The following is a 25,558-nucleotide window of genomic DNA, read 5'->3' as shown; positions in this document are numbered from 1 at the left end:
GTCACGCACCTACCGCAGCGAGCTCGGCGGCCCGCTTGGCCGCGTCGTCCATCGTGTCGACCAGCTCGACGCGCGGGAGCGCGGCGTCGGCCAGGATCTGCCGCCCGAGCAGGGCGTTGTTGCCGTCAAGCCGGACCACCAGCGGGTGGGTCACCGCTTCGCCGCGGCTCTCCAGCAGCTTGAAGGCCGAGATGATGCCGTTGGCCACCGCGTCGCAGGAGGTGATGCCGCCGAAGACGTTCACGAAGATCGACTTCACGCTCGGGTCGGAGAGGATGATCTCCAGGCCCGCGGCCATGACCTCGGCAGAGGCGCCGCCGCCGATGTCGAGGAAGTTGGCGGGCGACGGCTTGCCGGGGAACGCCTCGCCGGCGTAGGCGACCACGTCGAGGGTCGACATGACCAGGCCCGCGCCGTTGCCGATGATGCCCACGTCACCGTCGAGCTTGACGTAGTTGAGGTCCTTCTCCTTGGCCCTGGCCTCGAGGGGGTCCTCGGCGTTCTTGTCGGCGTACGCCTCGTGCTCCGGCTGGCGGAACGCGGCGTTGTCGTCGAGCGTGACCTTGCCGTCGAGCGCCTTCACCTGGCCGTCAGCCGACAGGATCATCGGGTTGACCTCGACCAGCGTGGCGTCCTCGTCGACGAACGCGCACCAGAGCTTCTCGATGAGCTCGGCGGCGCCGTCGAGCGCCTTCTCGGGCAGCCCGCCCGCGGCCGCGATCTCCCGCGCCCTGGCGCGGTCGATGCCGTCCAGCGCGGAGACCGGGATCTTGGCCACCTTGTCGGGCGAGGTGTGCGCGACCTCTTCGATCTCCATGCCGCCCGCGGCGGAGCAGATCGCGAGGAAGGTACGGTTCGCGCGGTCGAGCAGGAAGGAGAAGTAGTACTCCTCCGCGATCGCGCTGGCCTCCTCCACGAGCACCTTGTGGACCGTGTGGCCCTTGATGTCCATGCCCAGAATGGCGGTGGCCTTGTCAACGGCGTCGGCGGCGTCATCGGCCACCTTCACGCCACCGGCCTTGCCACGGCCTCCGGTCTTCACCTGGGCCTTGACGACGACGCGGCCGGTCAGCTGCTCAGCCGCCGCCCGTACCTCCTCCACGGTGTGAGCGACAATGCCGCGTGGCACCGGGATGCCGTAGTCAGCGAAGAGCTCCTTCGCCTGATGTTCGAACAGGTCCACGAGGGTCCGTCCTTGCTTATCCGACTGATGTTCGACGCTTGTCCGACTGAATGTTCGACGGCCCGGGCCACCCCGTGCGTGCGTGCCGGGCGTTTCCGCCAGTGAAGCCTAGCCCCAAGCTTGACCTGACCAGGTCATCGGGTCTCAGTTATCCCGTTATGTGACAGTGATCTCACTTCAGCACGATATTTCGGGACATCTGAAGAAGGGCACCCACATCTATGAGGCGATGGATCGCCGGCGCGGTGGCAGTTTCCGCGCTGGCCGTGGCCGCTCCCGCGTACGCGCAGGCCAAACCGGCGGACCCGGTGGCGGCGCTGAAGAAGCAGTTCGTCGCGGGGCAGGGAGTCAAGTTCGCCGAGCGGACCAGCATCAAGGTCGGCGATGAGTCCTACACCCAGGCCGACAGGCAGGGCGTGATCGGTTTCGACGCCAAGGGCATCGCGGGCGCCGAGAACACCCGTACTCCGATCCTCACGCCGGAGGAACGGGCGCGGCTGAAGAAACTGGCGGCGAAGGACGCCTCCATCGCCGACTCCGTCGAGCTGCTCACCGAGCGGATCTACCTCGTCAGCGTGGGCAAGCGCATGTACGTCAACGGCGGTCTGTACAGCACGCTGGTACCCGAGAACAAGAGCTGGGTCGGCATGAACGGCAGCCCGTCCTCGGCCGCTTATGGCGACCAGCTCATCAACGTCTTCGAACCGGCGACGCTCAAATACCTGTTGGCCACGAAGAAGACGGTAAGCGGCGCCCAGTATCGCGGCTCGGTCACTTTCGCCGAGCTGTACAAGCTGTCGCCGACGTTCCGCGAGCAGATCATGGTGAAGCCGACCGGCAAGCCCGCCAAATCCGTGATCTCCTGGCGCCTGACGCTCGACGGGCAGAAACTGGTGAAGCGGCTGGCCATCTCGTGGTCCATGAAGGTCACCAAGAAGATCACCCTCAACGCCACGACCGAAAGCCGATACACCGAGTGGGGCACCGCGGTGAACGTGACCGCGCCTCCTGCCGACCAGGTCGAGGACATCAAGGACTTGGCGAAGAAGGCCCCCGAACCGCCGGCCGCCATCGACAGGAACTACGTCAGCGTTCCGCCTGACGACGATGGAAACACCCCATAGTCAGAAATTTCCACAAAGGGGCCCCGACGGTGTCGGGGCCCTTCTGCACGAAAAATCCACATATTTTCCTCTCTGCAGACAATCGGTTGAGATATCGTCGTGATCTTCGTTTGGCAGGATCCTTCCGCTTCCGTAAATCAAGAGACGAGGGCATTGATATGAAGCGCATCATCACAGGGCTGGCTTTAGCGTCGGCCGCCACACTTCTGGCAGCCGGGCCGGCACAGGCGGCACCGGCCGCCAAGGACCCGGTCGCCGCGGTGAAGAAGCAGTTCGTCGCCGGCAAGGGTGTGAAGTTCAGCGAGCGCACCACCGCCATCCAGGGCCGGATGCGGGGCATCATCACCCGTCGGTCGGGGGCGTACCAGTTCAGCAAGACGGGCGTCGCCGCGTCGGACATCACCGGCAAGTTCAATCTCAAGATGATGGGATCGGGCGACGACGAGGACAAGACCCTCAAGGCCCTGTCCAGGCCCGAGCGGACGATCACGGTCGGCAAGACGTCGTACCTGTCCGGCGGGCTCTGGGTGGACCTGCTGCCCGCGGACAAGACCTGGGTCAGGATGCGCAACGTGCCGTTCTCCGGCCTGAGCGGCGTCTACGGCCAGCCGCTCAACCTCACCGAGTCGGCCACGCTCAAGACCCTGTTCAAGAGCGCCAAGCCGGCCAAGGGCGGCTACGTGGGCAAGATCACCGTGGGTGAGCTGCGCAGGATCTCCCCGTCCTTCCGCGGCAACCTCATGCTCGGCGCCGCCAGCAAGAAGACGGCGAAGATCGCTCTGTCCTGGAAGCTCACCGTCGACGCCAAGGGCCTGCCTTCCCGGCTGGTCACGACGATGCCGCTGGCCGCGCTCTCCTCGAACGTGGACGACGAGTCGGCCCTCAGCGTCGAGACCCTGTACAGCGGCTGGGGCAACGCGGTGAAGATCACCGCGCCGCCGGCCGACCAGGTGACGGACGAGCTCAAGGACGGCACGGACAGCACGGACGAGATTCCGTCGCTGACGGTTCCGCTCAGCAGCATCGCGAAGTAACCACCGAACCGCTGTACGGCTTCACCACGAGAGAACCGAGCTCACGCTCGGCTCTCTCGTAGGAGCCGGGCTCGCGCTCGGCTCCACCGTAGGACAGACCGGCTCGCCCTCAGCTCCACCGTGAGACAGCCGGGCTCACGCCTCTCCTGTCTCTCCCGTCGCCAGGCGGGAGAGGCGGGGTGGACAAGCCCCGGATGGCCACGCCAGGTCGGCGTACCGCGACTCTCGCAACTCCTGGTCGCTTCTCTCTCAGCAGCGCGCGGGGCCGGTGATGAGCAGGGCACTCATTCGGCGAGGCGCGAGTCCCGTACGGCGGCCCATTCGAGCGAGTGCCTGATCCCTTCCTCGATCGAGTAGCGCGGCCGCCACCCCAGCAGCCGGTGCGCGAGGTCGCTGCGCGTGTAGGCGCCCGCCACGTCGCCGGGCCGCCGCTCGGTCTCGACCACCTCGACCGGTCGCGTCACCACCCGGTTGAACGCGTCGACCAGCTCACGCACGGTCGTCCCTGAGCCGGTGCCCAGATTGATGACCGATTCCGCCTCGGACAGGTCGTCGAAGCGCTGCAACGCGGCCACGTGCGCCGCCGCCAGATCCCAGACGTGGACGTAGTCGCGGATCCCGGAGCCGTCACGTGTGGAGTAGTCGGTGCCGGTGATCTCGAACGGCACGCCTTCCTCGTACGCGCCGATCATCTTGCCCAGCGCGTGGCTCGGCCGCCGCAGCTGCAACCCGGTGCGCATCGCGGGATCCGCCCCGATCGGATTGAAATAGCGCAGGGACAGCACGTTGATCGGCCGGGTCGCCGCGATATCGGCGAACATCGCCTCGCAGACCGCCTTCGTCCGCGCGTAGGGGCTCTGCGGGTCGAGCGGCGACCGCTCGTCGACCGTATGATCGTCCCCCGTGCGGTAAATCGACGCCGAGGAGCTGAAAATCATCCGCTCGCACCCGTTGCGCAGCAGGTGATCCACGAACTCCAGGCTCTTGGTGACATTCGCCCGGTAGTAGCCGACCGGATCGGCCACCGAATCCGGCACCACGATCAGCGCGGCGCAATGAACGACCGCCTCGATGTCGGGCTGCTCGGCGAATATCTTGTCGACCAGCGCCCCGTCGGCGATATCGCCCTCGTAGAAAGTCCGGCCCTCGGCGAACTCCCGCCGCCCCGTGACCAGGTTGTCGAGAATCACCGGCGTGATCCCCGCGTCCAGGCACGCCGACGCGATCGTGCTCCCGATGAACCCCGCCCCACCCGAAATCAGTACCCGCATCCCGGCACCCTATTGGGTCCTCCGCCGAGCCCGGCGTCATTCGCGCCGACTCGGGTGATCGTGGCTTTACGCGCGGCTAATGAGGTGCGGTCGTGATCATTTGTCGGCAAGATGGCGCCTCATGAAACTCATGATCACCGCACTCGCGGCCGGCGTCGCCGTACTCGTCTCGTCCGCCCCCGCTCAAGCGGCGCCGAAGAACCCCGTCGCGGCGTTAAAAGCGCAGCTCGTGGCCGGGCACGGGGTCCGCTTCACCGACACCAGCGCGTTCGTCGGCGCCGTCAACAAGGATCCGCTGGTCCGGCGCACCGGCAGCATTCAGTTCGGCAAGAAGGGGATCACCGGCTGGGACATCACCGGGAAGTTCTCCAGTCCGTTGTACGACGGGCACAACACCACGCCCGAGCGGACCATCGCGATCGGTGACGTCGCGTGGGTGTCGGGCGGCACCCTGAGCGAGGACATGCCGAAGGGCAAGACCTGGTTCAAGACGTACAGCAAAATGAACCTCAGCACCATGAGCAGCTGGTTCGGCCAGGTGGTGAGTCCGGCTGAGCCCGCGACGCTCGCCGCCCTGGTCAAGAACGGCAAGCTCAGCGGGTCCACCTACCGCGGCCAGATCACCTTCAGCAAGCTCTTCAAGATCTCCCCCTGGTTCAGCAGCTCGATCCCCATGCGCTCCGACACCGAGGCCACTGTCACGTACGCCCTCAAGGTCGACGCCAAGGGGCTCCCCAGCCGGTTGACTACCACGTGGCAGGCCACGGACTTCCTGGACATCTCCTGGTGGGAGGACAAGGCGGTCACGACCGAGACCCGCTACACCGGCTGGGGCACCAAGGTCTCGATCAAGTCGCCGCCCGCGAACAAGATCGCCATCAAGCTCAACGACTGAGTCAGGCGCGCCGAGGCCGTAAACCAGGACCCCGAGAGGCGTTACGTGATCGTTATCGCCAGGCGTCCACGTATGGCGTCTTTTGGTTGTCTCACTTATGAGACGCCTGATGCGTAGACATAGTCCTGGAGTAACCCTTGAATCCCCTCCCCCGGATGCTGGCTCTGGCCGCCCTGATCACCACGGTGGCGGCCTGTAGCACGGAAGGAACGCCTGCCCCGGTGGCTCAGGTCGCCGCCGCCACCCCGGTTCACGCGGCCGGCGCCGCCGTGCCACGGAAGGCCGTACCGAAGAGCCCGGTACAGAAGGTCGCGGCGAAGAAGGCCAAGCTGGAGATCGCCGACATCACTCCCGAAGGTGAAGCCAAGGAGAAGGTCGGCGTCGGCTTCCCCATCATCGTGACGTTCGACCGCAAGGTGACCGACAGGGCGGCGGCCGAGACCGTCCTGCAGGTGCAGGCGGACCGGCCGGTCGACGGCGCCTGGCGCTGGGTGACCGACCGCAAGGTCGTCTACCGCACCAAGACGTACTGGCGGCCGCACCAGAAGGTTCAGCTCAACGCCCGCCTGAGCCAGATTCCCGGCAACGAGGCCGCCAAGGATGTCAGCCGCCGCTTCGCCGTCGGCTACTCCAACATCTCGGTGGTCAACACCCGTAGCCACGTGATGAAGGTCAGGCGCGACGGCAAGCTGGTCAAGTCGATCCCGATCAGCGCGGGCCGCGGCGGCATGGTCAAGAACGGCGTGGACGTCTACCTGACCACCAGCGGCACCCACCTCACGATGAACAAGAAGCCGCTGGAGACCATGACCTCGGCGTGGATGGGCGTCACCGACCCCAAGGACCCTCAGTACTACAAGGAGGAGATCCCGTGGGCGGTACGCATCTCCGACAGCGGCGAGTACGTGCACCAGAGCGCGGGCTACTACCAGTATCTGGGCCGGTCCAACCAGAGCCACGGCTGCGTCCGTGCCACTCCGGCGGGCGCCAAGTGGTTCTACGGCATCGCCCAGCGCGGTGACGTCGTCAAGATCACCGGCACCAAGCGCAAGCTCGACTGGCGCAACGGGTGGAGCTTCTGGCAGCTCAACTGGACCGAGTGGAAGAAGGGCAGCGCCCTCCCGAAGGACGCCCAGCAGAAGAGCTGAGCACCCCACGGGCCGGAGCTTCCCGGCGGGTCGGAGCCTTCCAGCAAGTCTTCCGGCAGGTGGAAGGCTTCCGACAGGTGAGCGCGGCCGGTCAGATCCTGATGCGGCCGGTCAGACCTTTTGGGGTCAGAGCTTTTCCAGCGGAGCGTAGGCGAGGAGCAGCGTCTTCTCGCCCCCGCTCCCGAAGTCGATCTTGACCTTGGTCTTCTCCGCCACCCCGTCCACGGACACGACGGTGCCCAGCCCGAACGCGTCGTGCGTCACCCGATCGCCCGGTGCCAGCGTGGGCACCGTGCGGGCGCCCTTCTTCGGCGTCGCCGCCTGCGCGGGCTCGCGCCGGGTCGCCGCGCTCCAGGCCGACTTCTCCGGCGGGGTACGCCAGTCGAGCAGCTGCACCGGCACCTCGTTGACGAACCGCGAGGCCGGGTTGAACGACGGCGAGCCCCATGAGCTGCGTACGGCGGCCCGCGTGATGTAGAGGCGCTTCTGGGCCCTGGTGATCCCCACGTAGGCCAGCCGGCGCTCCTCCTCCAGCTCCTTCGGCTCGCCCAGCGAGCGGATGTGCGGGAAGACGCCGTCCTCCATCGCCGTCAGGAAGACGACCGGGAACTCCAGCCCCTTGGCGGTGTGCAGGGTCATCAGCGTGACCACGCCCTGCCCGCCGTCGGCTTCAGGGATCTGGTCGGCATCGGCCACCAACGACACCTGCTCCAGGAACTCCACCAGCGTGCCCTCGGGATTGGCCTCCTCGAACTCCGAGGCCACCGAGATGAGCTCGTTGAGGTTTTCCAGCCGGGACTCGTCCTGCGGATCCTCCGAAGCCTCCAGCTCGGCGCGGTAACCGGTGGCGACCAGGACCTCCTCCGCGAGCGCCGACGGCGGCATGCCCTCGGCCTTGCCGATCATCCCCTCGATCATCGCGACGAACTCGCGCACCGCGTTGAGCGAGCGCGTCGCCATGCCATACGCCTCGTCGGCCCTGCGCAGCGCGTCCCAGAAGGAGATGCGCTCGCGCGAGGAGAGCGCCTCGAGCATCGCCTCGGCCCGGTCGCCGATGCCGCGCTTGGGCACGTTGAGGATGCGCCGCATGGACACCACGTCGGCGGGGTTGGCCAGCACGCGCAGGTAGGCCAGCAGGTCCTTGACCTCCTTGCGCTCGTAGAAGCGCACGCCCCCGACCACCTTGTAGGGCAGGCCGGTGCGGATGAAGATCTCCTCGAACACCCGGGAGGCCGCGTTGGTGCGGTAGAAGACCGCGACGTCGCCGGCCTTGACGCCCTCCTCGTCGCTGAGCCGATCGACCTCCTGGGCCACGAACATGGCCTCGTCGTGCTCGTTGTCCGCCACGTAACCGACGATCTTGGGACCGTCGCCCTGGTCGGACCAGAGGTTCTTGGGCTTGCGCGACTCGTTGCGGGCGATGACGGCGTTGGCGGCGGCCAGGATGTTCTGGGTGGAGCGGTAGTTCTGCTCCAGCAGGATCGTGCGCGCGTCGGGGTAGTCGCGCTCGAACTCCAGGATGTTGCGGATCGTCGCGCCGCGGAAGGCGTAGATCGACTGGTCGGCGTCGCCGACCACGCACAGCTCCGACTGGTCGGCACCAGAACGGACCAGCTCGCCGTCGGCCGTGCGTAGGTCGGGGCGGCCCACCAGCTCCCTGATCAGGATGTATTGGGCGTGGTTGGTGTCCTGGTATTCGTCGACGAGCACGTGCCTGAACCGCATCCGGTAGTGCTCGGCCACCTCCGGGAAGAGCTGGAACAGCGTCACCGTGTTCATGATGATGTCGTCGAAGTCCATCGCGCCGGCCTCGGTGAGCTTGCGCTGGTAGCTCTTGTAGGCCTCGGCGAGCACCTTCTCCAGGTGGGAGCCCGCCTTGTCGAGCGCGGTCTCGTAGTCGACCAGCTCGTTCTTGAAGTTGCTCACCTGGGCCGAGAACGACCGCGGCGGGTAGCGCTTGGGGTCGAGGTCCATCTCCCTGCACACCATCGCCATCAGCCGCTGCGAGTCGGCCTGGTCGTAGATGGAGAAACTGGAGGGGAACCCGAGCCGCTTGGCCTCGCGGCGCAGGATGCGCATGCAGGCGCTGTGGAACGTCATCACCCACATCGCCTTCGACCTGGGCCCGACGAGCCGGTCGATGCGCTCCTTCATCTCGCGCGCGGCCTTGTTGGTGAAGGTGATGGCCAGGATCTCGCCCGGATGCACCTGCCGCTCACCGAGCAGGTAGGCGATGCGATGGGTGAGCACCCGCGTCTTTCCTGATCCCGCCCCCGCCACGATCAGCAGCGGACCGCCGTGATGGATCACGGCCTCCCGCTGTTGCGGGTTGAGGCCATCGAGCAAGGGGTGGTCAACAGAGACTTGGGTCGGCACGCACCCAGGTTAAGACTCTCCACCGACAAACGGCGCCTCGACGCCTGGAATCCCACCCCCAAAAACCGACAATCCACTCCGAACCCCTGGAACCACGAACCCACCCATCAGCCCCCGCCCTCCGAAACCCCCTTCCCACCGGCCGCCTGGAACCCCGGCCCCAAACCCGTGGCGACGGATCCAGCAGCCTGGAATGTCGGCCGTGAACCGCTGGTTGTCGTCAAAGAACGATCCGAAAGGGAGAAGATGCTCGCCGACAACGAGATCAACCGGGTACTCGTCGTGACCGCCCACCCCGACGACGCCGACTTCGGCGCCGCGGGCACGGTCGCCCTCTTCGGTGATCGGGGGGTCGAGGTCACCTACCTGCTGGTCACGGACGGCGACGCGGGCGGCAACGAACGTACGCTCGACAACACCGGCATGGCCGAACTGCGCAGAGCCGAGCAGACGGCCGCCGCCAAGGCGGTGGGCGTCACGGACGTCCGCTTCCTCGGCCACGCGGACGGCACGGTGGTGCCGTCGCTGGCGCTGCGCAAGGACATCGCCAGGGTCATCCGCCAGGTACGTCCCGACCTGGTGATCACCCATCACCCCGACCGCAACTACCAGTTCATCGCCCCGAGCCACCCCGACCACCGCGCGGTGGGCGGCTCCACCCTCGACGCCGTCTACCCCGACGCCCGCAACCCGTACGCCTTCCCCGAGCTGGTCAAGGACGAGGGCCTGGACGCCTGGACGGTCCGCGAGGTCTGGCTCATGGGCGGCTCCACCCCCAACCATTGGACGGATATCACGGAGGCGATCGACCGCAAGCTGGCGGCGCTGCAGTCGCACGTCAGCCAGGTGGGACACGTCGAGGGCTTCGCCGACTTCGTGAAGAGCCGCTTCGCCGCATGGGCCGAACAGGCCGGCTTCGGCGAAGGCCACTACGCGGAGGCCTTCCAAACCGTCACAACCGCCTGACCCACCCTCTGGAGCGTCCCTCTGAGGCAGGTCGGGGTCTTCTCATTTGGTGGGCGCGGGGTGCTTTCCGGCGATTCGGGCGAAGAGGTAGCCGAGGGAGTTGGTCGCCAGGTGCAGCATGGTCGGGGCCGTCAAGCCGCCTTGGCGGCGTAGTTCGCAGAACAGGACGCCCGCGGCGGCCGTCGACACCACACTGCCCGCCACCACGCGGGCCGTGTCCAGACGGCCAGGGGTCTCACCGGCCGCCAGGGCGCCGAGTGCCGGGTTGGCGCGGGACATGTCGATGGCCGGGAGGATGTGCCACAGCCCGAACAGGGCTGATGACGCCGCCGTCGCCGCGACGGTCCCGTGGGTACGGCGAAGCGTGCCGTACAGGGCGCCGCGGAACCCCATCTCCTCCAGCAGGACCGTGCCCAGAGGGACCTGAACCAGCGCCTCCTCCAGGACACGTGCGCGCGACAGCGACAGGGCGCGGTCGTCCTGGAACAGCGGCCGGGTGCGTGGCATCGCGACCCCGGCCGTGTAGACGGCGGCGACACCCGCCGCCAGAGCGCCGCCGATCGCCGCGCCCCTTGGCCCGTGCTCGAACCCGAGCTCCTGCCATGACACCCCGGACCGTCGCGCCATCGCCACCAGGGCGGCCGTCGCGGCGACGGAGGTCAGGGGGGCGAGGCGGGGCGCCACCCGGTTGTTGAGGACGTTGGCCGCGGCCAGCACGGCGATCGAGCGAAGCAGCACTCCCGCAGACTACGTCGCCCTCGTCCACCACGGACTGGCCGCACCGCTCGACGCTAACTGGCGGCTGGGCTGCGCCAGCCGGAGGGGAAGCGGGAGCGTCGGCGCTCCTCCGGGGTCAGGCCGCCCCAGATGCCGTCCGATTCCCCTGCCGTCAGCGCGTAGGAGCGGCACTCGGTCAGGACCTGGCAGGTGGCGCAGACCGCCTTGGCGCGCGCCTCCTGGGTGGCGGAGGGCGCGAGCGGGAAGAACAGCTCAGGATCACTGGATCTGCAGGCACCCCCGCGCAGCCAGCCGATCTCTCCCAATGGCATGGGGCAACGGTATGCCGACCTCATGATCGGCCGCATCATCCTTTGGGTTGACACGCGAGTACATCCCCAGCAGGCCCTCGCCCCACCCGCCACGAACCCGACAAAAGATCAGCAGGCGCCCACTCCGCCGTTGAGGCCGTTGGCGAAGGACTGCTGGCGTTGCTGGGCCGTGCCGTGGGCACTGGGGTTGAGCCAGTCGTCCGTGGGGTCGCCCGCCGCCTCCAGGTTCAGGATCAGCTCGTTCTCGTCCCCCGGCTCCGCCCGCAGCGCGCCCGAGCTGACGAGCGACGACAGCGTGCCGCCCGCGTAGCAGTCGGCCTGCAGCTCCGCCTGTACGTTCAGGTCGAAGCCGGACCGCAGCTGGGCCTGCACCGAATGCCCGAACTCGTGGGGGATGATCAGGTAGACCGAGCCGTCCCCCATCTCGCTCCAGAGCGACTCCATCCAGTCCTGGTCATAGGCAATGAAATGCCCGTCAGGGCAGTAGAAGGCATTGTTCGGGACGGCGGGCTGGCCGCCGCAGTTGGGCCCAGATTTCCCGGAATAGGGTACGAAGTCGGTAATAGGGCGGTAAGTACGGCCGAGGGCGCTGAACTGCTGCTTCCAGAACGCCTCCGTCAGCTCGCGCGCCGTCCGTACGTCACCCTCGAACGTGTCGGCCCCTGACGCGTCCATGGAAGCGGGCCGGGACAGCCCGCACGCGGCCAGGAGTAACACCAGGACGAGGGCCAGGGCTCTTCTCAAAGGCGTCACACGTCCCAAGTGTGCACCGGCTCGTTGCCGTGCATCCGCTCTATGTACTCAAGCGTCATCGCCCGCAGCGCCTCGTGCCGGTCGCCGCCGTGCGCCTGTACCCGCTCCACCTGCCAGGTCGCTCCGGTACGACCCGACAGACACCGGCCCTCGATGACCCCGAGCAGCCGGTCGGCCACGCGCCGGTCCACGCCCCACTTGTCGAGCCCCTCGTGGGCCAGCGGGAGCAGGCGGCGCAGGATCAGCTCGCCCGCGGGCACCTCTCCCAGCCCCGGCCAGTAGAGACGCGCGTCCAGGCCGTGCCGGGCCGCGCTGTTCAGGTTGTCCTCGGCGGCGGCGAACGACATCTGGCTCCAGATCGGCCGCTCGGCATGCGGGAGTACGGCCATCAGCCCGTAGTAGAAGGCCGCGTTGGCCACGATGTCGACCACGGACGGCCCGGCGGGCAGCACCCGGTTCTCCACCCGTAGGTGCGGGGCGCCGCCGGCGACCGCGTACACCGGCCGGTTCCACCGGTAGATCGTGCCGTTGTGCAGGGTCATCTCGTGCAGTTCCGGGATGCGGCCCTGCTCCAGCACGGCTCGCGGGTCCTCCTCCTCGCAGAGCGGCAGCAGCGCCGGGTAGTACGAGACGTTCTCCTCGAACAGGTCGAACACGCTGGTGATCCACCGCTCGCCGAACCAGACGCGCGGCCGTACGCCCTGAGCCTTCAGCTCGGCGGGACGGGTGTCCGTGGCCTGCTCGAACAGCGTGATCCTGGTCTCGCGGTGCAACTCCTTGCCGAACAGGTACGGCGAGTTGGCGGCGACGGCCACCTGCGCCCCGGCTATGGCCTGGGCGGCGTTCCAGTGCGCGGCGAACTGCTCCGGGCTGACCTGCAGGTGGAGCTGCACGCTGGTGCAGGCGGCCTCGGGCGCGACGCTGTCGGCGTGGGTGTCGAGGCGTTCTATGGCCTCGATCGACAGGTGCAGGTCCTCACCACGGGCGGCGAAGATCTGCTCGTTGAGCAGCCGGTAGCGCGGGTTGGCCGACAGCGTGCCCTCCCCGATGTCCTGCTCGCGCAGCGTGGGCAGGATGCCGATCAGGACCAGGTGGCCGCCCTCGGACTGGGCGCGCTCCTCGGCGTGGTTGAGCCGGGCCCTGACGTCGTTCTCCAGCCTGAGCAACCCGTCGGCGCCCAGTTCCTGAGGCTCGATGTTGATCTCGATGTTGAACTGGCCCAGCTCGGTGGCCCAGTCGGGCTGCGCGATCGCGGCGAGCACCTCGGCGTTGCGCATGGCCGCCTCGCCCGCGGCGTCCACGATGTTGAGCTCGATCTCCAGCCCGGCGAGGGGCCGGTCGACCTCGAAGCGAGCCTCGCGGAGCATCTGGGCGAAGACGTCCAGGCATCGTCGCACTTTTTCCCGATATTTCCGACGATCGTCCCGACTGAACACGACGACCGGCACGTCCCTGCCCATTCTGGAAATGTCGCATGCCAGAGCCAACTAAGCCAGCATGTCCGCCCGCCAAAACCGACACACGCCGCCTTTGGCCCAGAAAACCGCTAGATCAGATGCTCGCCCAAAAGCTAGACCAGACGTCGGGCCGTGGCCCAGCGGGACAGTTCGTGCCGGTTCGACAGCTGGAGCTTGCGCAGCACCGACGACACGTGCGTCTCGACCGTCTTGACCGAGATGAACAGTTCCTTGGCGATCTCCTTGTAGGCATAGCCGCGGGCGATCAGCCGCAGCACCTCGCGCTCGCGCTGTGTCAGCGAGTCGAGCTCGGGGTCGATCGACGGCGCCTCCGACGAGGCGAACGCGTCGAGCACGAACCCGGCCAGCCGCGGCGAGAAGACCGCGTCGCCGTCGGCCACCCGGCGGATGGCGTCGGTCAGCTCGGTGCCGCTGATGTTCTTGGTCACGTAGCCGCGGGCGCCGCCGCGGATCACGCCGATCACGTCCTCGGCCGCGTCGGACACCGACAGCGCCAGGAAGCGTACCTGCGACCCGGCGCCGAGCACCCTGCGCAGGACCTCCTGCCCGCCGCCGCCGGGCATGTGCACGTCGAGCAGGACCACGTCGGGAGCGAGCTCGGCGATCGCCTTGACCGCGGTCTCGACGTCCTCGGCCTCCCCGACGACCTGGATCGAGTCGCCCAGCTCGGCCCGTACGCCGGAACGGAACAGCCGGTGATCGTCGACGATCAGCACCCTGGTCATTGCCTCTCCACCTTCATCGTCAACATCACTTCCGTGCCCTCACCGGGCTCGGTGCGCACCCTGGCGGCGCCGCCGTGACGCTCCATTCTCCCGATGATGGACTCCCTGATCCCCATTCTGTCGAGAGGCACCGCGTTGAGGTCGAATCCCTTGCCACGATCCTTCACGAAAATCGTGACTTCTTCGCCCTCTACCTCGGCATAGACGGAAATGGAGGGACTGCCGGAGTACTTGGCGGCGTTGACCATCGACTGCCTCGACGCCTTCAGCATGGCGCCGAGCTTGCCGGCCGAGTCGAGCTCGATGTCGCCCACGCAGACCACCTCGATCGGTACGCCGTGCGCGTCCTCCTCTTCCGCGGCGATCCTGCGTACGGCCGCGGCGAGCGTCGCGTCGGCGTCCTGGGCGGGCTGGTAGAGCCAGTTGCGCAGGTCGCGCTCCTGTGCGCGGGCCAGCCTGGTGACCTCGCGGGGGTCGTGCGCGACGCGCTGGATCAGCGTGAGCGTGTGCAGGACCGAGTCGTGCACCATCGCCGCGACCTCGGCCCGCTCCTCCGACCGGATGCGCTCGCGCCGCTCCAGCTGGAGTTCCTTCCACAGGCCCGCGAGCCAGGGCGCGGCGATGACCGCCAGCCCGCCGACCACCACCACGGTGAACAGCAGGCCGGGCTTGGCCTTGGACAGCTCCCCCTGAGCGGCCAGGAAGCCCGCCGCGCCGATGACGACGAGCGCGATGCCGAGCAGCGTGCGGACCCGGTTCTTCCTGATGCTGTTCGTCGCCCCGCTCACCCAGTTGCGGCGGCGTTCGGGATCGGCCTGCTGCCACAGGATGAGCGCGCCGATGCCGCCCACGGCGAACGGCAGGATGGCGATGCCCCCCTTGGAGGCGCCGGTCAGCCAGCCGAACGCGAACAGCGCCACGCCGATCGCGCTGAACGCCGCGAGCTGGCTCCAGTCGCGCTGCGGCGGCTGCCCTTCGTACGGCACGCGAGGCGTGATCATCCAGAGCACCGCGTACGCCACCCCGCCGACCCCGCCGACCACGCTGAGCAGTACGAACATCAGCCTGATCACCACGGGATCGAGCTTCAGCTGAGCCGCGAGCCCTTGTGCCACGCCACCGAGCAGCCGGCCCTCCATGGGGCGCATCATCCGGCGGTAGGGCGCGTCGCCACCGGCTTGGGCAAGAGTCTTCTGGTCAGCCATAACATCGCCATCGTCACATGAAGGCCGCGTTAGGGACATCAGGGAACAACCCCCGGGTCGGGTCAGGGGTCTCCCGGATGCAGACGGCGGGCCGGTGGGGCCACGATAGTGGCATGACAGAAGCACCACCGAAGGAACCGGCCGCTCCGCCGACCGCGCTGCGACGCAGCAGCGAGGGGCGCTTCCTCATGGGAGTCTGCGCCGGGCTCGGACGCTACACGGGGATCGACCCGGTGGTGTTCCGCGTGGCCTTCGCGGTGCTGCTCTTCGGCTCCGGGATGGGGCTGTTCCTGTACATCGCGGCGTTCCTGCTGATGAAGGAGCCGAACGGACGGCCCGGATACATCGAGCAGTGGACCGGGCGCGACTTCGACGCCGCCACCGTGATGGCGCTGCTGACGGCGGTGCTCGCCGCCGGGCTCGGCCTCAACCTGGCCACGGTCTGGCTCGACTCGGGCACGCTGGTGGTCGGCATGCTGCTGGCCATCGGGCTGCTCGCGGCGCACACCAACGGCGTGGACCTGCTCGGCCTGGTCCGGTCGATGCCCGAGCGGCTCACCCGCCGCGCCCAGCCGGGCGAGCCCGAGCCGTACCTGAACGACTTCACATATTCGCCCATCTCCGGCCAAACCGCGCCTACGACTGGCTACGCGCGGCCCCGCCCGGCCGCCGCGCCGTACACACGCGAACCGGTGACGGAGACGGACCGGGCGGCAGAGACGCCGACGGAGAAGGTGGCCGCGTCGCCCGCCGGATCGGAGCCGCCGACCGCCCCGACGCGCGTCAACCCCGTCCCCGCCGACGTGCCGATCGACGATCGAGCCGCCGACGAGCCGACGCGAGCGCCGATCGACAGGCCGGCCGATGAGCCGGCCGCCGTTCGCGCCGAGCCGTACGAGAGGGCAGAGCCGTACGGGAGCGCGGAGCCGCACCGGAGGCCCGCCCCCGAGACGCCGCCTCAGCCGCCTCGGCCGCCCCAGCCGCCCGCGCCGCCGCGCTTCCGTGCCGAGCCGATGACCGCCCTCAGCTACGGCGAGCCGTTCGCGCCGAACGGCCCCTTCCAGCCGCTCGACCCGCGCAAACGAGCCGGCGGCTACTCGCCGTACGACCCCGCCCTGTACGGCAGGCCGACGCCCCCGCCCCGCCAGAAGCAGAAGCGGCCCAGATCGTTCATCGGCGCCATGACCATGTTGCTGGCAATCATCATTGGAGGGATCGTCGTGGCGGTCCAAGCCAGGTCCGCCTCGGGGGTCAGTCCCACCCTGGTCGGCGGCGCCGTACTCGTCACCATCGGCGCCGGGCTGCTCATCGCCGCCTGGTGGGGCCGAGGCGCGGGCCTGGTCGCGGCCGGCACCATGGTCGCCCTGCTGATCGGTCTCGGTCTGATGGTCGGCGACCTGCCGCGGAATGTCGGCGACTTCGTCTGGCGGCCGACCACCGTGGCGGAGACGAACCGGATCTACGACGTGGGCGTCGGGGACGGCCGGCTCGACCTGTCCGAGCTCAAGCTCACGCCGGGGGCGAGCCTGACGGTCAACGCCAAGGTCTCGATCGGCGAGCTGATGGTGATCGTGCCACCGACGGCGCGGGTCGAGGTGCACGCCACCAACAAGGTCGGCGACATCAAGGTGGACCAGTCGCTCAGAGGCGGCGTAGACGTCAAGTTCGACAAGGTGCTGGAGCCCGACACGCGCCCGAAGGGCGCCGTCCCGACGATCGTGCTGAACCTGCGGGGCGGCATCGGCGACATGGAGGTGCGGCGTGGCGCGTGAGGTCGACAAGCCGCGCCGCGTGCACCGGACGGACTGGATGGCACTGCTGAGCGGCATGCTTTTCGTGGTGCTGGGCATCCTGATCCTGACCCATAAGATCACGGACCCCCTGGTCCTGGTGTCTTTGGTCATCATCGGGCTGGGCTTCGCGGGGTTCGTCGCCGTAATCGCTCGGGTGATCCGCGGCAAGTAACCCTTGACCGGGAAAAACACCGGCGTACGTTGGCCTTGTCCGCCTTTCCCGCGCTCCTCTGGGAGGACGTATGCCTCGGACAGCCATCACCGTCGACGGAGTCAAGTACGAGGAGGAAGTCGAGCCGCGGCTCCTTCTCGTCCACCTGCTACGAGATCGTCTGGGCAAGACCGGCACCCCGGTCGGCTGCGATACCAGCAACTGCGGCGCCTGCACCGTCATGCTCGACGGCAAGAGTGTGAAGAGCTGCTCGGTGCTCGCCGTGCAGGCCGACGGCTGCGACGTCGTCACCATCGAGGGCTTGGGCGCCAACGGGTCGATGCACCCGATGCAGCAGGCCTTCCACGAGGAACACGCCCTGCAGTGCGGCTACTGCACCCCGGGCATGATCATGGCCGCGATCGACCTGCTCAGGGACAATCCGGACCCGTCGGAGGACGCCATCAGGGAAGGCCTGGAAGGCAACCTCTGCCGGTGCACCGGCTACTGCAACATCGTCCGCGCGGTACGCCGGGGCGCGCAGGAGATGGGCCAGGCGGTGAAGACACCATGACCGAGGTCGGCAAGGCGAGGAAGCGCAAGGAGGACAGGCGGCTGCTGACCGGGCGTACCCAGTGGACCGACAACCTGCGGCAGCCGGGGATGCTGCATGTCATGTTCCTGCGCAGCCCGATGGCGCACGCGCGGATCACCGGGGTCGACGTCTCGGCGGCACGCGAACTGCCGGGTGTCGTGGCAGCGTTCAGCGGCCAGGACTTCGCCGCCGAGCAGGGCAGCCTGCCGTGCGCCTGGCCGGTGAGCGAGGACATCGTGATCCCCGACCACCCGCCGATGGCCGTGTCGGAGGTGCGTTACGTGGGCGAGGCCGTCGCCTGCGTGGTCGCCACCGACCACTACCTGGCCGCGGACGCGCTGGAGGCGATCGAGGTCGACTACGAGCCGCTGCCGCCCGTACTCGACATGAACGAGGCGCTCACCCCTGACAGCCCCAAGGTGCACGAGGCGGGCAACCAGGCGTTCACCGCGAAGATCACCTCGGGTGACATCGAGGCGGCCTTCAGGGACGCGCCGGTGGTCATCGACCGGACCTATATCCAGCAGCGGCTGATCCCGAGCGCGATGGAGCCGCGGGCGGTGCTCGCGACCACCGACGGCGACTCCTTCACGCTCTGGTCGGCCACGCAGATCCCGCACGTCCTGCGCGTCATGCTGGCCGTGGTGACCGGCATCCCGGAGCACAAGATCCGGGTGATCGCGCCCGACGTGGGCGGCGGGTTCGGCTCCAAGCTCCAGGTCACCGCCGAAGAGGTGCTGTGCCTGCTGCTCACCAAGCGGCTGGGCAAGCCGGTCAAGTGGACGGAGTCCCGCTCCGAGGGCAACCTGACCGTGCACCACGGCCGCGACCAGATCCAGCACCTCAGGCTGGCGGCCGAGGCCGACGGGCGGATCCGCGGGCTGCAGGTGGAGCTGCTGGCCGACATGGGCGCCTACCTGATGCTGGTCACGCCCGGCGTGCCGCTGCTCGGCGCGTCGATGTTCAACGCCATCTACAAGATGGACGCCTACGAGTTCGGCTGTACGGGCGTCTTCACCACGAAGATGCCGACCGACGCCTATCGGGGGGCGGGCCGGCCCGAGGCGACGTACGGCATCGAGCGGATCATGGACGAGCTGGCCGCCGAGCTGCGCCTGGACCCGCTGGAGGTACGGCGGCGCAACTGGATCAAGCACGAGGAGTTCCCGTACACCACCATCTCCGGACTGACCTACGACTCGGGCAACTACGAGGCGGCGACGGACAAGGCGATGGCGCTGTTCGGCTACGACAAGCTGCGCGCCGAACAGGCCGACCGGCGCGACCGGGGCGACCCGGTCCAGCTCGGGATCGGGGTGAGCACGTTCACCGAGATGTGCGGGCTGGCCCCGTCCCGGATGCTCGGCGCGGCCAACTACGGCGCGGGCGGCTGGGAGCACGGCTCGGTACGCATGCTGCCGACCGGCAAGGTCGAGGTCATCACCGGCACCTCCCCGCACGGCCAGGGACATGTGACGGCGTGGAGCCAGATCGCGGCCGACGCGCTCGGCGTGCCGTTCGAGGACATCACGGTGCTCCACGGGGACACGGCGATCGCGCACAAGGGCATGGACACCTACGGCTCGCGCTCGCTGACCGTCGGCGGCATCGCCGTGCTCAAGGCGTGTGACAAGGTCAAGGACAAGGCCAGGAAGCTCGCCTCGCACCTGCTCGAGTGCTCGCCCGACGACCTGGAGTTCGCCGAGGGCGTGTTCAAGGTGAAGGGCACCGACTCCCAGAAGACCATCCAAGAGCTGGCCTACGCCGCGTTCACCGCCCACGACCTGCCCAAGGGCGTCGAGGCCCGGCTCGACTCCGACGCCACCTTCGACCCGGAGAACTACTCCTTCCCGCACGGCACCCACCTGTGCGCGGTGGATGTGGACACCGAGACCGGCATGGCGAAGATCCGCTCGTACGTGGCGGTCGACGACGTGGGCACGGTGGTCAACCCGATGATCGTCGAGGGCCAGATCCACGGCGGCATCGCGCAGGGCGTCGCGCAGGCGCTGTACGAGGAGGCCGTCTACGACTCGGAGGGCAATCTGCTCACCACCACGATGGCCGACTACCTGCTGCCGACGGCGATGGACCTGCCGGACTTCGTCACCGACCGGACCGAGACCCCGGCCACCAGCAATCCGCTGGGTGCCAAGGGCGTCGGCGAGGCCGGCACGATCGCCTCGACCCCGGCGGTCGTCAACGCCATCGTCGACGCGCTGCGACCACGCGGCATCCACGACATCCAGATGCCATGTACACCCGAGCGGATCTGGAGGGCGCTGCGATGATCCCGGCCCAGTTCGACTACGTCCGCGTCGGCTCGCTCGGCGAGGCCGTCCAGGAGCTCTCCGCCGACGAGGACGCCAAGGTCCTCGCCGGTGGCCAGTCGCTCCTCCCGCTGCTCCGGCTCCGGCTGGCCTACCCGTCGAAGCTGGTCGACGTGGGCCGCCTGCCCGAGCTGACGGGCGTGCACGACCGTGGCGACCACGTCTTCATCGGCGCGATGGCCACGCACGACGAGGTGATGCGCTCCGGCGTGGTCAACGCCGACTGCCCGCTCGTGGCGCAGGCCACCGCGACGGTCGCCGATCCCGCCGTACGCCACCGCGGCACGTTCGGCGGCTCTCTGGCGCACTGCGACCCGGCGGGTGACCTGCCCGCGGTGGTCCTGGCGCTGGAGGGCGTCTTCGTGGCCAGGTCGCCCGAGGGCGAGCGGGAGATCCCCGCCGCCGAGTTCTTCGTCGACTACCTGGAGTCGGCGCTGCGGCCGGGAGAGGTCCTGGTCGGGGTGCGGCTGCCGAAGCTCGGCGCCGGCTGGGGCTATCACTACGAGAAGTTCCACCGGACCGCGCAGTCGTGGGCCATCGTCGGGGTGGCCGCGGCGGTCAAGCGTTCCAACGGAGCGATCGAGGAGGCGCGGATCGGCCTGACCAACATGGGCCCGACGCCCGTACGAGCCCACGCGGTCGAGACCGCCCTGCGGGGCAGGCAGCTGAGCGATGACCTACGGCAGGCGTGCGAGGAGGCGGCGGCCGACACCTCTCCGCCCTCCGACCTGCATGCCCAGCCCGACTATCGCCGGCACCTGGCCAGGGTGCTGACCCATCGCGCGATTCTGCACGCCGCCGGGTCTCCCTGATCGGTTCGAGGGGGCGCCCTTTCGGGGCGCCCCTTCTCAGTCGTAATGTCGCAATCAGCGGAGAGGAGCGGATCCATGGCGATGCGGTTCGAGCATGAGTTCAGCGTTCCGGTGCCGGTCGAGCAGGCGTGGGCCGTACTGCTGGACGTCGAACGGGTCGCGCCATGCCTGCCGGGGGCCTCGCTCGACCTCTTCGAGGGCGACGAGTTCACCGGCCGGATGAAGGTCAAGGTCGGCCCGATCACCGTGACCTACCGTGGCGTGGCCCGGTTCGAGAACGTGGACAAGGACGCCCATACGCTCACCATCGAGGCGTCGGGCAAGGAAGCGCGCGGCGCGGGGACGGCCTCGGCGACCGTCAAGGCCACGCTGACGCCGGACGACGGGTCCACCACGGTCCGGGTGGAGACGTCGTTCAACGTGACCGGCCGGCCCGCCCAGTTCGGGCGCGGGGTCATGGCCGAGGTCGGCGCGAAGCTCATCGACAAGTTCGCCGCCAACCTCGCGCAGTTGCTGACCGAGCCGGCTCACGAGACGCAGTTGGTGACCGAGCCCGCCCACGAGGCGCCCGCCGTGCCCGTAGCGGTACCCGCGGAGCCCCTGGAGGGTGAGCCGCGGCTGAGCGTGGTGCCCGGTCCTGAGGAGGACGTCCGGCCCGCCGGGACGCTGCGTACGTCGCGCACGCCCGACGAGGAGGCGCTCGACCTCCTGGAGATCGCCGGGACGCCGCTGCTGAAGCGCTTGGCGCCCGTCGCCGGGGCGATCGCGGGGCTGCTGTTCATCGGCTGGCTGATCAGACGTCTCATGCGCTGATATCGGCCGGCTGATCAGTCGCGCTGATATCAGCAAAGACACCATCAAGTCCGGACACTTCGCCCGAAGCCGGGGCAGTTCATCCCCACATGTCTTATTTCGGGGGACATTCGGGGGAGATGAGCATGCCGGACTGCACTGTTGTCGTGATCACCTACAACGACGCGGCCCGCCTGTCCAGGGCCGTGCGATCCGTACTCGGCCAGTCGCTACACGACCTCGAAGTGATCATCGCCGACGACGCGAGCACCGACGACACCCCCCGGGTGGCGAGCGAGCTGGCGCGGTCCGATCCCCGCGTCCGCTACCTGCGCCGGCAGGTCAACAGCGGAGGCTGCGGCGCGCCGCGCAACGACGGTCTCGACGCGACGACCGCGCCGTACGTGATGTTCCTCGACAGCGACGACGAGCTGCCCAGGCACGCCTGCAAGAGCCTGCTCGGCGAGATCGAGCGGACCGGCGCCGACTTCGTGGCCGGGCAGATCTCCCGGCTGCACGAGCGGAACGGCCGGCTGACGCCCTACTACCCGTCGCTGTTCGCCAGGCGGCGGGTCGTGGCGGGCATCGGCGCGGAGCCCGAGCTGTTCCTCGACTGCTTCAGCACCAACAAGCTCTACGACGTGCGCTTCCTGCGCGAGAACGGGCTGCGCTTCCCGGAGGACATCCACTACGAGGACCACGTCTTCGCGGCCGGCCTGTACGCCGTGTCGCGCCGCTTCGCGGTCGTGCCCTGGGTGGTCTACCACTGGCACCGCGCGTCCGACGACCGCTCCATCTCGCTCAACATCAAGGAGATGGACAACGTACGGCATCGCGTGGCGGCGGCCCGGATGAGCGACGACGTGCTGCGCGCCCACGACGCCGCCGACCTGGTGCCCGACCGGCAGTACCGCTTCCTCAGGCAGGACCTGCGCGTCTACCTCAACCCGCTGCCCAGGCGCGGCCGGGTGTGGGCCAAGGAGTTCGCCGCCGTCGTGCGGCCGTACCTGGAGGAGATCCCGCTTGAGGTGTTCGAGCAGATCGAGCCGATGGTCCGGGTCTGCTGTCATCTCATCCTCGACGACCGGGTCGACGACCTGCTGGTGGCCGCCCGGTCACTGCCCGACCCGTGCGCCGCCCCACGGGCCGCCGTACGCCATGAGGGGCGGACGTACTGGGGCACGGCGGTCACGCCCGGCATGGACATCACCCGGCTGCGCATGGCCGAGCTGCCCTATACCGCGGCCCGGCTGCGGCACGAGGTGACCGAGATCGCCGGGGACGGCGAGCGGATCCGGATGAGCGTGCACACCTACGACCCTTTCGGGGTGCTGCCGGTCGACTGGACGGCCTTCCTCCAGCTCGGCGGCCAACGCGTCCCCATCGATCCGGTCCCGTCCGGTGACGGCGGCTACGTGAGTGAGATCACCTTCACGCCCACGGCCTCATGCGAGCCGCGCATCGGGTTCACCAGGAACTGCGACGGCCGCACCACGACGGACCGGCTGATGGCCCCGCCCGACATGGAGCCGATCGCGCTGCAGCTGGCGCGTACGGTCACGGCCGAGGGCAACGCCGCCTACCTGCGCGTACGCGTCCCATCGGTCAGGTCACGGCTCCACCGGATCAAGCGCCGGTTGCTGCGGCGGTTCAGCACACCGGCGATGAAGCTGCGCTTCTACAAGACGGTGATCCGCCTGCTCCCGCCCCGCCCTGACCTGGCCCTGTTCGAGGCCGACGTCGGCAAGGGCTACACCGGCAGCCCGCGCGCCATCTACGAGGAACTGCGGCGGCGCGGCCTGCCGATCCGCGTCTTCTGGTCGGTGGCCAGGTGCCGGGCGAACTTCCCCGCCGACGCCCGGCTCGTCCGCCGCGGCGGCTGGCGGTACGTATGGCTGCTGGCCCGCGCGGGCATCTGGGTCGACAGCCACGGCTTCCCGCTCAACTACCCGAAACCACCCGGTACCCGCTATCTCCAGACCTGGCATGGCCAGGGCATCAAGTCGGTCGGCTTCGACGCGCCCGACCTGCGCGCCGACTTCGACCGCCCGCGCACCGAGTGGCGCGCCGCCGTCGCCCGCTGGGACGCGCTCGTCTCGCCGAGCGCCGAGTTCTCGCGGGTCTTCCTGCCCTCCAACGGCTACACGGGCCAGGTCCTCAGGTACGGCACGCCGCGCTGCGACGCGCTGGTGCGCCAGGAGAGCAGGCACGACGTCCTGCAACGGCTGGAGATACCGCCCGGCAGGAAGATCCTGCTGTACGCGCCCACCTATCGCGACGGGGCCAAGAACAGCGGCCGATCGGTCCGGGCAGACCTGGAGCTGATGGCCGAGGAACTGGCCGGCGAGTGGGTGCTGATCCTGCGGACGCACCCGGTGGAACGCTTCAGGACCCCGCAGCACGTCAGGCACTTCGTCCGGCCCGCCGGGTCGTACCCGGAGATCAACGACCTGATGCTGGCCTCGCACGCGCTGCTCACGGACTACTCGTCGGTGATGTGCGACTACGCGCTGACCGGCAAGCCCATGGTGTTCCTGATCGACGACTGGGACGAGTACCGGCTGACCGAGCGGGGCGTCTACCACGACCTGCCGGCGATAGCCCCCGGGCCGTGCGTCACGACGACCGAGGAGGTGGTCGAGGCGCTACGGGAGCTGCCCGCCGTACACGCGGCCCATGCCGAGCGGTACGCGGCCTTCCGCGAGCTGTGGTGCGCCGACGAGCGTGGGGACGCCGCCGCGCGCGTCGTGGACGCCTTCTTCGGGCATCGGGCGGCGTCGTGACCGTGGTGTTCGCCTGCATGGACGCCGACACGCTGGGGGGCATCCAGCAGGTGACGCACACCCTGGCGCAGGGGCTGGCCGAACGCGGCTACGACGTGCACGTGGTCGGCCTGCACCAGGCGGCGGCGCCGTTCCGCTACGTCGAGGAGCCCACCTACAGGCGCCACGTGATCAGCCCAGAACCCCTGGGACCGCAGAGCCCGCGGGCACGCAGGCGGGCCGACGAGCGGCTGGCCGCCCTGTTCGGCCCGATGCGGACGGGTTTCGCGGTGCTGACCTCGCCGGGGGTGGTGACGCGGCTGACGTCCGTCCTGCCCGGCTCGCTCCATCGGGTCGGGCAGTATCACGGCTCGTACGAGCACGCCCGCGGCTGCTGGCACCTCGGCTCGATCAGACAGCACTACCCCAAGCTCGACCAGGCGGTCTTCCTCAGTGAGGACGACGCCTGGCGCTTCTCCGAGGACGCGCTGCTGCCCAACACCTGGGCCCTGCCCAACCCGCTGGCGCGCTGGCCGGAGGAGGTGTCCGGGCTGGAGACGCCCCGGGTGCTGGGGGTGGGGCGGATGGAGGGGGTCAAGCGGTTCGACCGGCTCATCAGCGCGTTCGCCAGGGCCGGCGCGCCGGCGCCGTGGGAGCTGCACCTGATCGGCGACGGCAGCGAGCTGGAGCGGCTGCGCGCGCACGCCGTGCGTGAGGGGGTCGGGGAGCGGGTGGTGTTCAGGGGCCGCGTCCCCGCCGCCCGAATGACGGGCGAATACCTGGAGGCGGCGATCGTGGGGCTGACCAGCGAGCACGAGGGGCTGCCCATCGTGCTGCTGGAGTCGGCGGCGCATGGGGTGCCCGCGGTGGCGTTCGACGTGTCGGGCGGGGTGCGGTCGGCGGCGCCGGTGCTCGTCCCGGCCGGGGACGTCGGCGCGTTCGGCGCGGCGCTGGCCCGGCTGATGGGCTCGGCGTGGGAGCGGCGGCGCCTGGGCGCCGCCGCTCGGGCACGGGCCGCCGCCTTCCGGCTCGACCACGTGCTGGACCGCTGGGAATCCCTGTTCGTCCACCTGACCAGGTGACGGCCAGGTTTATCACCGCGCTCTGTTACCGCGC

22 protein-coding genes are annotated in these 25,558 nt (G+C 69.0%); 13 read left to right on the top strand and 9 right to left on the bottom strand.

Features of this window, described 5'->3' with window-relative positions; translation table 11 throughout:
- Position 1 precedes the first annotated feature (1 nt).
- Positions 2 to 1,183: an ADP-forming succinate--CoA ligase subunit beta gene (sucC, locus tag AB0C30_RS25455; protein WP_357948528.1), complete on the bottom strand. Its 1,182-nt coding sequence runs from the start codon at positions 1,181 to 1,183 to the stop codon at positions 2 to 4.
- 221 nt (positions 1,184 to 1,404) lie between these two features.
- Between sucC and AB0C30_RS25450 the strand changes: the two genes are divergently transcribed.
- Both AB0C30_RS25450 and AB0C30_RS25445 read left to right on the top strand, forming a co-directional pair.
- Positions 1,405 to 2,307: a hypothetical protein gene (locus tag AB0C30_RS25450; protein ID WP_357948525.1), complete on the top strand. Its 903-nt coding sequence runs from the start codon at positions 1,405 to 1,407 to the stop codon at positions 2,305 to 2,307.
- A gap of 158 nt (positions 2,308 to 2,465) precedes the next feature.
- Positions 2,466 to 3,341: a hypothetical protein gene (locus tag AB0C30_RS25445; protein ID WP_357948523.1), complete on the top strand. Its 876-nt coding sequence runs from the start codon at positions 2,466 to 2,468 to the stop codon at positions 3,339 to 3,341.
- A 284-nt stretch (positions 3,342 to 3,625) separates the two neighbouring features.
- Here AB0C30_RS25445 and galE read toward each other — a convergent pair whose 3' ends face one another.
- Positions 3,626 to 4,612, bottom strand: coding sequence for a UDP-glucose 4-epimerase GalE (gene galE, locus AB0C30_RS25440; RefSeq protein WP_357948520.1), 987 nt, complete (start codon positions 4,610 to 4,612; stop codon positions 3,626 to 3,628).
- A 121-nt stretch (positions 4,613 to 4,733) separates the two neighbouring features.
- Here galE and AB0C30_RS25435 point away from each other — a divergent pair, with 121 nt between their 5' ends.
- The gene (locus AB0C30_RS25435; protein ID WP_357948517.1) at positions 4,734 to 5,507 is read left to right on the top strand and encodes a hypothetical protein; all 774 of its coding nucleotides are present in this window, start codon (positions 4,734 to 4,736) and stop codon (positions 5,505 to 5,507) included.
- Between the two features lie 137 nt (positions 5,508 to 5,644).
- A complete protein-coding gene (locus AB0C30_RS25430; RefSeq protein ID WP_357948514.1) occupies positions 5,645 to 6,655 on the top strand; it encodes a L,D-transpeptidase in 1,011 nt (336 codons plus the stop codon).
- A gap of 126 nt (positions 6,656 to 6,781) precedes the next feature.
- Here AB0C30_RS25430 and pcrA read toward each other — a convergent pair whose 3' ends face one another.
- A complete protein-coding gene (gene pcrA, locus AB0C30_RS25425; protein ID WP_357949479.1) occupies positions 6,782 to 9,001 on the bottom strand; it encodes a DNA helicase PcrA in 2,220 nt (739 codons plus the stop codon).
- Between the two features lie 276 nt (positions 9,002 to 9,277).
- Between pcrA and AB0C30_RS25420 the strand changes: the two genes are divergently transcribed.
- A complete protein-coding gene (locus tag AB0C30_RS25420) occupies positions 9,278 to 9,997 on the top strand; it encodes a PIG-L deacetylase family protein (RefSeq protein ID WP_357948511.1) in 720 nt (239 codons plus the stop codon).
- Between the two features lie 42 nt (positions 9,998 to 10,039).
- Here the strand turns inward: AB0C30_RS25420 and AB0C30_RS25415 are convergent, their stop codons facing one another.
- The 6 genes from AB0C30_RS25415 to AB0C30_RS25390 form a co-directional block, all read right to left on the bottom strand.
- The gene (locus tag AB0C30_RS25415) at positions 10,040 to 10,735 is read right to left on the bottom strand and encodes a CPBP family intramembrane glutamic endopeptidase (protein ID WP_357948508.1); all 696 of its coding nucleotides are present in this window, start codon (positions 10,733 to 10,735) and stop codon (positions 10,040 to 10,042) included.
- 53 nt (positions 10,736 to 10,788) lie between these two features.
- Positions 10,789 to 11,046 (bottom strand): WhiB family transcriptional regulator, encoded by a 258-nt coding sequence (locus AB0C30_RS25410; RefSeq protein ID WP_357948505.1) that lies wholly within the window; start codon positions 11,044 to 11,046, stop codon positions 10,789 to 10,791.
- A gap of 108 nt (positions 11,047 to 11,154) precedes the next feature.
- Entirely contained in the window at positions 11,155 to 11,799 is a 645-nt protein-coding gene (locus tag AB0C30_RS25405; protein ID WP_357948503.1) for a neutral zinc metallopeptidase, read from the bottom strand.
- Positions 11,796 to 13,196, bottom strand: a complete 1,401-nt coding sequence (locus AB0C30_RS25400) for a glutamate--cysteine ligase (protein WP_357948500.1) — start codon at positions 13,194 to 13,196, stop codon at positions 11,796 to 11,798. Before AB0C30_RS25400 ends, AB0C30_RS25405 begins: the two co-directional genes overlap by 4 nt.
- Positions 13,197 to 13,369: 173 nt before the next feature.
- Positions 13,370 to 14,002: a response regulator transcription factor gene (locus AB0C30_RS25395; RefSeq protein WP_225293703.1), complete on the bottom strand. Its 633-nt coding sequence runs from the start codon at positions 14,000 to 14,002 to the stop codon at positions 13,370 to 13,372.
- Positions 13,999 to 15,207: a PspC domain-containing protein gene (locus tag AB0C30_RS25390; protein ID WP_357948497.1), complete on the bottom strand. Its 1,209-nt coding sequence runs from the start codon at positions 15,205 to 15,207 to the stop codon at positions 13,999 to 14,001. Before AB0C30_RS25390 ends, AB0C30_RS25395 begins: the two co-directional genes overlap by 4 nt.
- 113 nt (positions 15,208 to 15,320) lie before the next feature.
- Between AB0C30_RS25390 and AB0C30_RS25385 the strand changes: the two genes are divergently transcribed.
- The 8 genes from AB0C30_RS25385 to AB0C30_RS25350 all read left to right on the top strand — a co-directional run bounded on the left by AB0C30_RS25385 (position 15,321) and on the right by AB0C30_RS25350 (position 25,524).
- Positions 15,321 to 16,979, top strand: a complete 1,659-nt coding sequence (locus tag AB0C30_RS25385) for a PspC domain-containing protein (protein WP_357948494.1) — start codon at positions 15,321 to 15,323, stop codon at positions 16,977 to 16,979.
- Positions 16,969 to 17,172 (top strand): hypothetical protein, encoded by a 204-nt coding sequence (locus tag AB0C30_RS25380; RefSeq protein ID WP_357948491.1) that lies wholly within the window; start codon positions 16,969 to 16,971, stop codon positions 17,170 to 17,172. Before AB0C30_RS25385 ends, AB0C30_RS25380 begins: the two co-directional genes overlap by 11 nt.
- A 70-nt stretch (positions 17,173 to 17,242) precedes the next feature.
- On the top strand, positions 17,243 to 17,725 hold the full coding sequence (locus tag AB0C30_RS25375) for a (2Fe-2S)-binding protein (protein ID WP_357948488.1): 483 nt from the start codon (positions 17,243 to 17,245) through the stop codon (positions 17,723 to 17,725).
- Positions 17,722 to 20,037, top strand: coding sequence for a xanthine dehydrogenase family protein molybdopterin-binding subunit (locus AB0C30_RS25370; RefSeq protein WP_357948485.1), 2,316 nt, complete (start codon positions 17,722 to 17,724; stop codon positions 20,035 to 20,037). The genes AB0C30_RS25375 and AB0C30_RS25370 overlap by 4 nt, the downstream gene beginning before the upstream one ends.
- On the top strand, positions 20,034 to 20,888 hold the full coding sequence (locus AB0C30_RS25365) for a xanthine dehydrogenase family protein subunit M (RefSeq protein ID WP_357949477.1): 855 nt from the start codon (positions 20,034 to 20,036) through the stop codon (positions 20,886 to 20,888). Before AB0C30_RS25370 ends, AB0C30_RS25365 begins: the two co-directional genes overlap by 4 nt.
- A 75-nt stretch (positions 20,889 to 20,963) precedes the next feature.
- Entirely contained in the window at positions 20,964 to 21,701 is a 738-nt protein-coding gene (locus AB0C30_RS25360; protein WP_357948483.1) for an SRPBCC family protein, read from the top strand.
- A 125-nt stretch (positions 21,702 to 21,826) separates the two neighbouring features.
- Positions 21,827 to 24,463 (top strand): CDP-glycerol glycerophosphotransferase family protein, encoded by a 2,637-nt coding sequence (locus AB0C30_RS25355; protein WP_357948480.1) that lies wholly within the window; start codon positions 21,827 to 21,829, stop codon positions 24,461 to 24,463.
- Positions 24,460 to 25,524 (top strand): glycosyltransferase, encoded by a 1,065-nt coding sequence (locus AB0C30_RS25350; protein ID WP_357948477.1) that lies wholly within the window; start codon positions 24,460 to 24,462, stop codon positions 25,522 to 25,524. Before AB0C30_RS25355 ends, AB0C30_RS25350 begins: the two co-directional genes overlap by 4 nt.
- The last annotated feature ends 34 nt before the right edge of the window (positions 25,525 to 25,558 follow it).

Source organism: Nonomuraea sp. NPDC048901, assembly GCF_040649695.1.
Classification (GTDB): Bacteria; Actinomycetota; Actinomycetes; order Streptosporangiales; family Streptosporangiaceae; genus Nonomuraea.
The sequence above is the reverse complement of the archived record's forward strand: the minus strand, read 5'-3'. Positions and strand labels throughout refer to the sequence as shown.

What these genes read in the sequence shown, in the direction of transcription:
- AB0C30_RS25450 (WP_357948525.1), top strand. Translation starts at nt 1,405, where the DNA reads ATGAGGCGATGGATCGCCGGCGCGGTGGCAGTTTCCGCGCTGGCCGTG.
- AB0C30_RS25445 (WP_357948523.1), top strand. Translation starts at nt 2,466, where the DNA reads ATGAAGCGCATCATCACAGGGCTGGCTTTAGCGTCGGCCGCCACACTT.
- galE (WP_357948520.1), bottom strand. Translation starts at nt 4,612, where the DNA reads ATGCGGGTACTGATTTCGGGTGGGGCGGGGTTCATCGGGAGCACGATC.
- AB0C30_RS25435 (WP_357948517.1), top strand. Translation starts at nt 4,734, where the DNA reads ATGAAACTCATGATCACCGCACTCGCGGCCGGCGTCGCCGTACTCGTC.
- AB0C30_RS25420 (WP_357948511.1), top strand. Translation starts at nt 9,278, where the DNA reads ATGCTCGCCGACAACGAGATCAACCGGGTACTCGTCGTGACCGCCCAC.
- AB0C30_RS25410 (WP_357948505.1), bottom strand. Translation starts at nt 11,046, where the DNA reads ATGCCATTGGGAGAGATCGGCTGGCTGCGCGGGGGTGCCTGCAGATCC.
- AB0C30_RS25395 (WP_225293703.1), bottom strand. Translation starts at nt 14,002, where the DNA reads ATGACCAGGGTGCTGATCGTCGACGATCACCGGCTGTTCCGTTCCGGC.
- AB0C30_RS25390 (WP_357948497.1), bottom strand. Translation starts at nt 15,207, where the DNA reads ATGGCTGACCAGAAGACTCTTGCCCAAGCCGGTGGCGACGCGCCCTAC.
- AB0C30_RS25385 (WP_357948494.1), top strand. Translation starts at nt 15,321, where the DNA reads ATGACAGAAGCACCACCGAAGGAACCGGCCGCTCCGCCGACCGCGCTG.
- AB0C30_RS25375 (WP_357948488.1), top strand. Translation starts at nt 17,243, where the DNA reads ATGCCTCGGACAGCCATCACCGTCGACGGAGTCAAGTACGAGGAGGAA.
- AB0C30_RS25370 (WP_357948485.1), top strand. Translation starts at nt 17,722, where the DNA reads ATGACCGAGGTCGGCAAGGCGAGGAAGCGCAAGGAGGACAGGCGGCTG.
- AB0C30_RS25365 (WP_357949477.1), top strand. Translation starts at nt 20,034, where the DNA reads ATGATCCCGGCCCAGTTCGACTACGTCCGCGTCGGCTCGCTCGGCGAG.
- AB0C30_RS25360 (WP_357948483.1), top strand. Translation starts at nt 20,964, where the DNA reads ATGGCGATGCGGTTCGAGCATGAGTTCAGCGTTCCGGTGCCGGTCGAG.
- AB0C30_RS25355 (WP_357948480.1), top strand. Translation starts at nt 21,827, where the DNA reads ATGCCGGACTGCACTGTTGTCGTGATCACCTACAACGACGCGGCCCGC.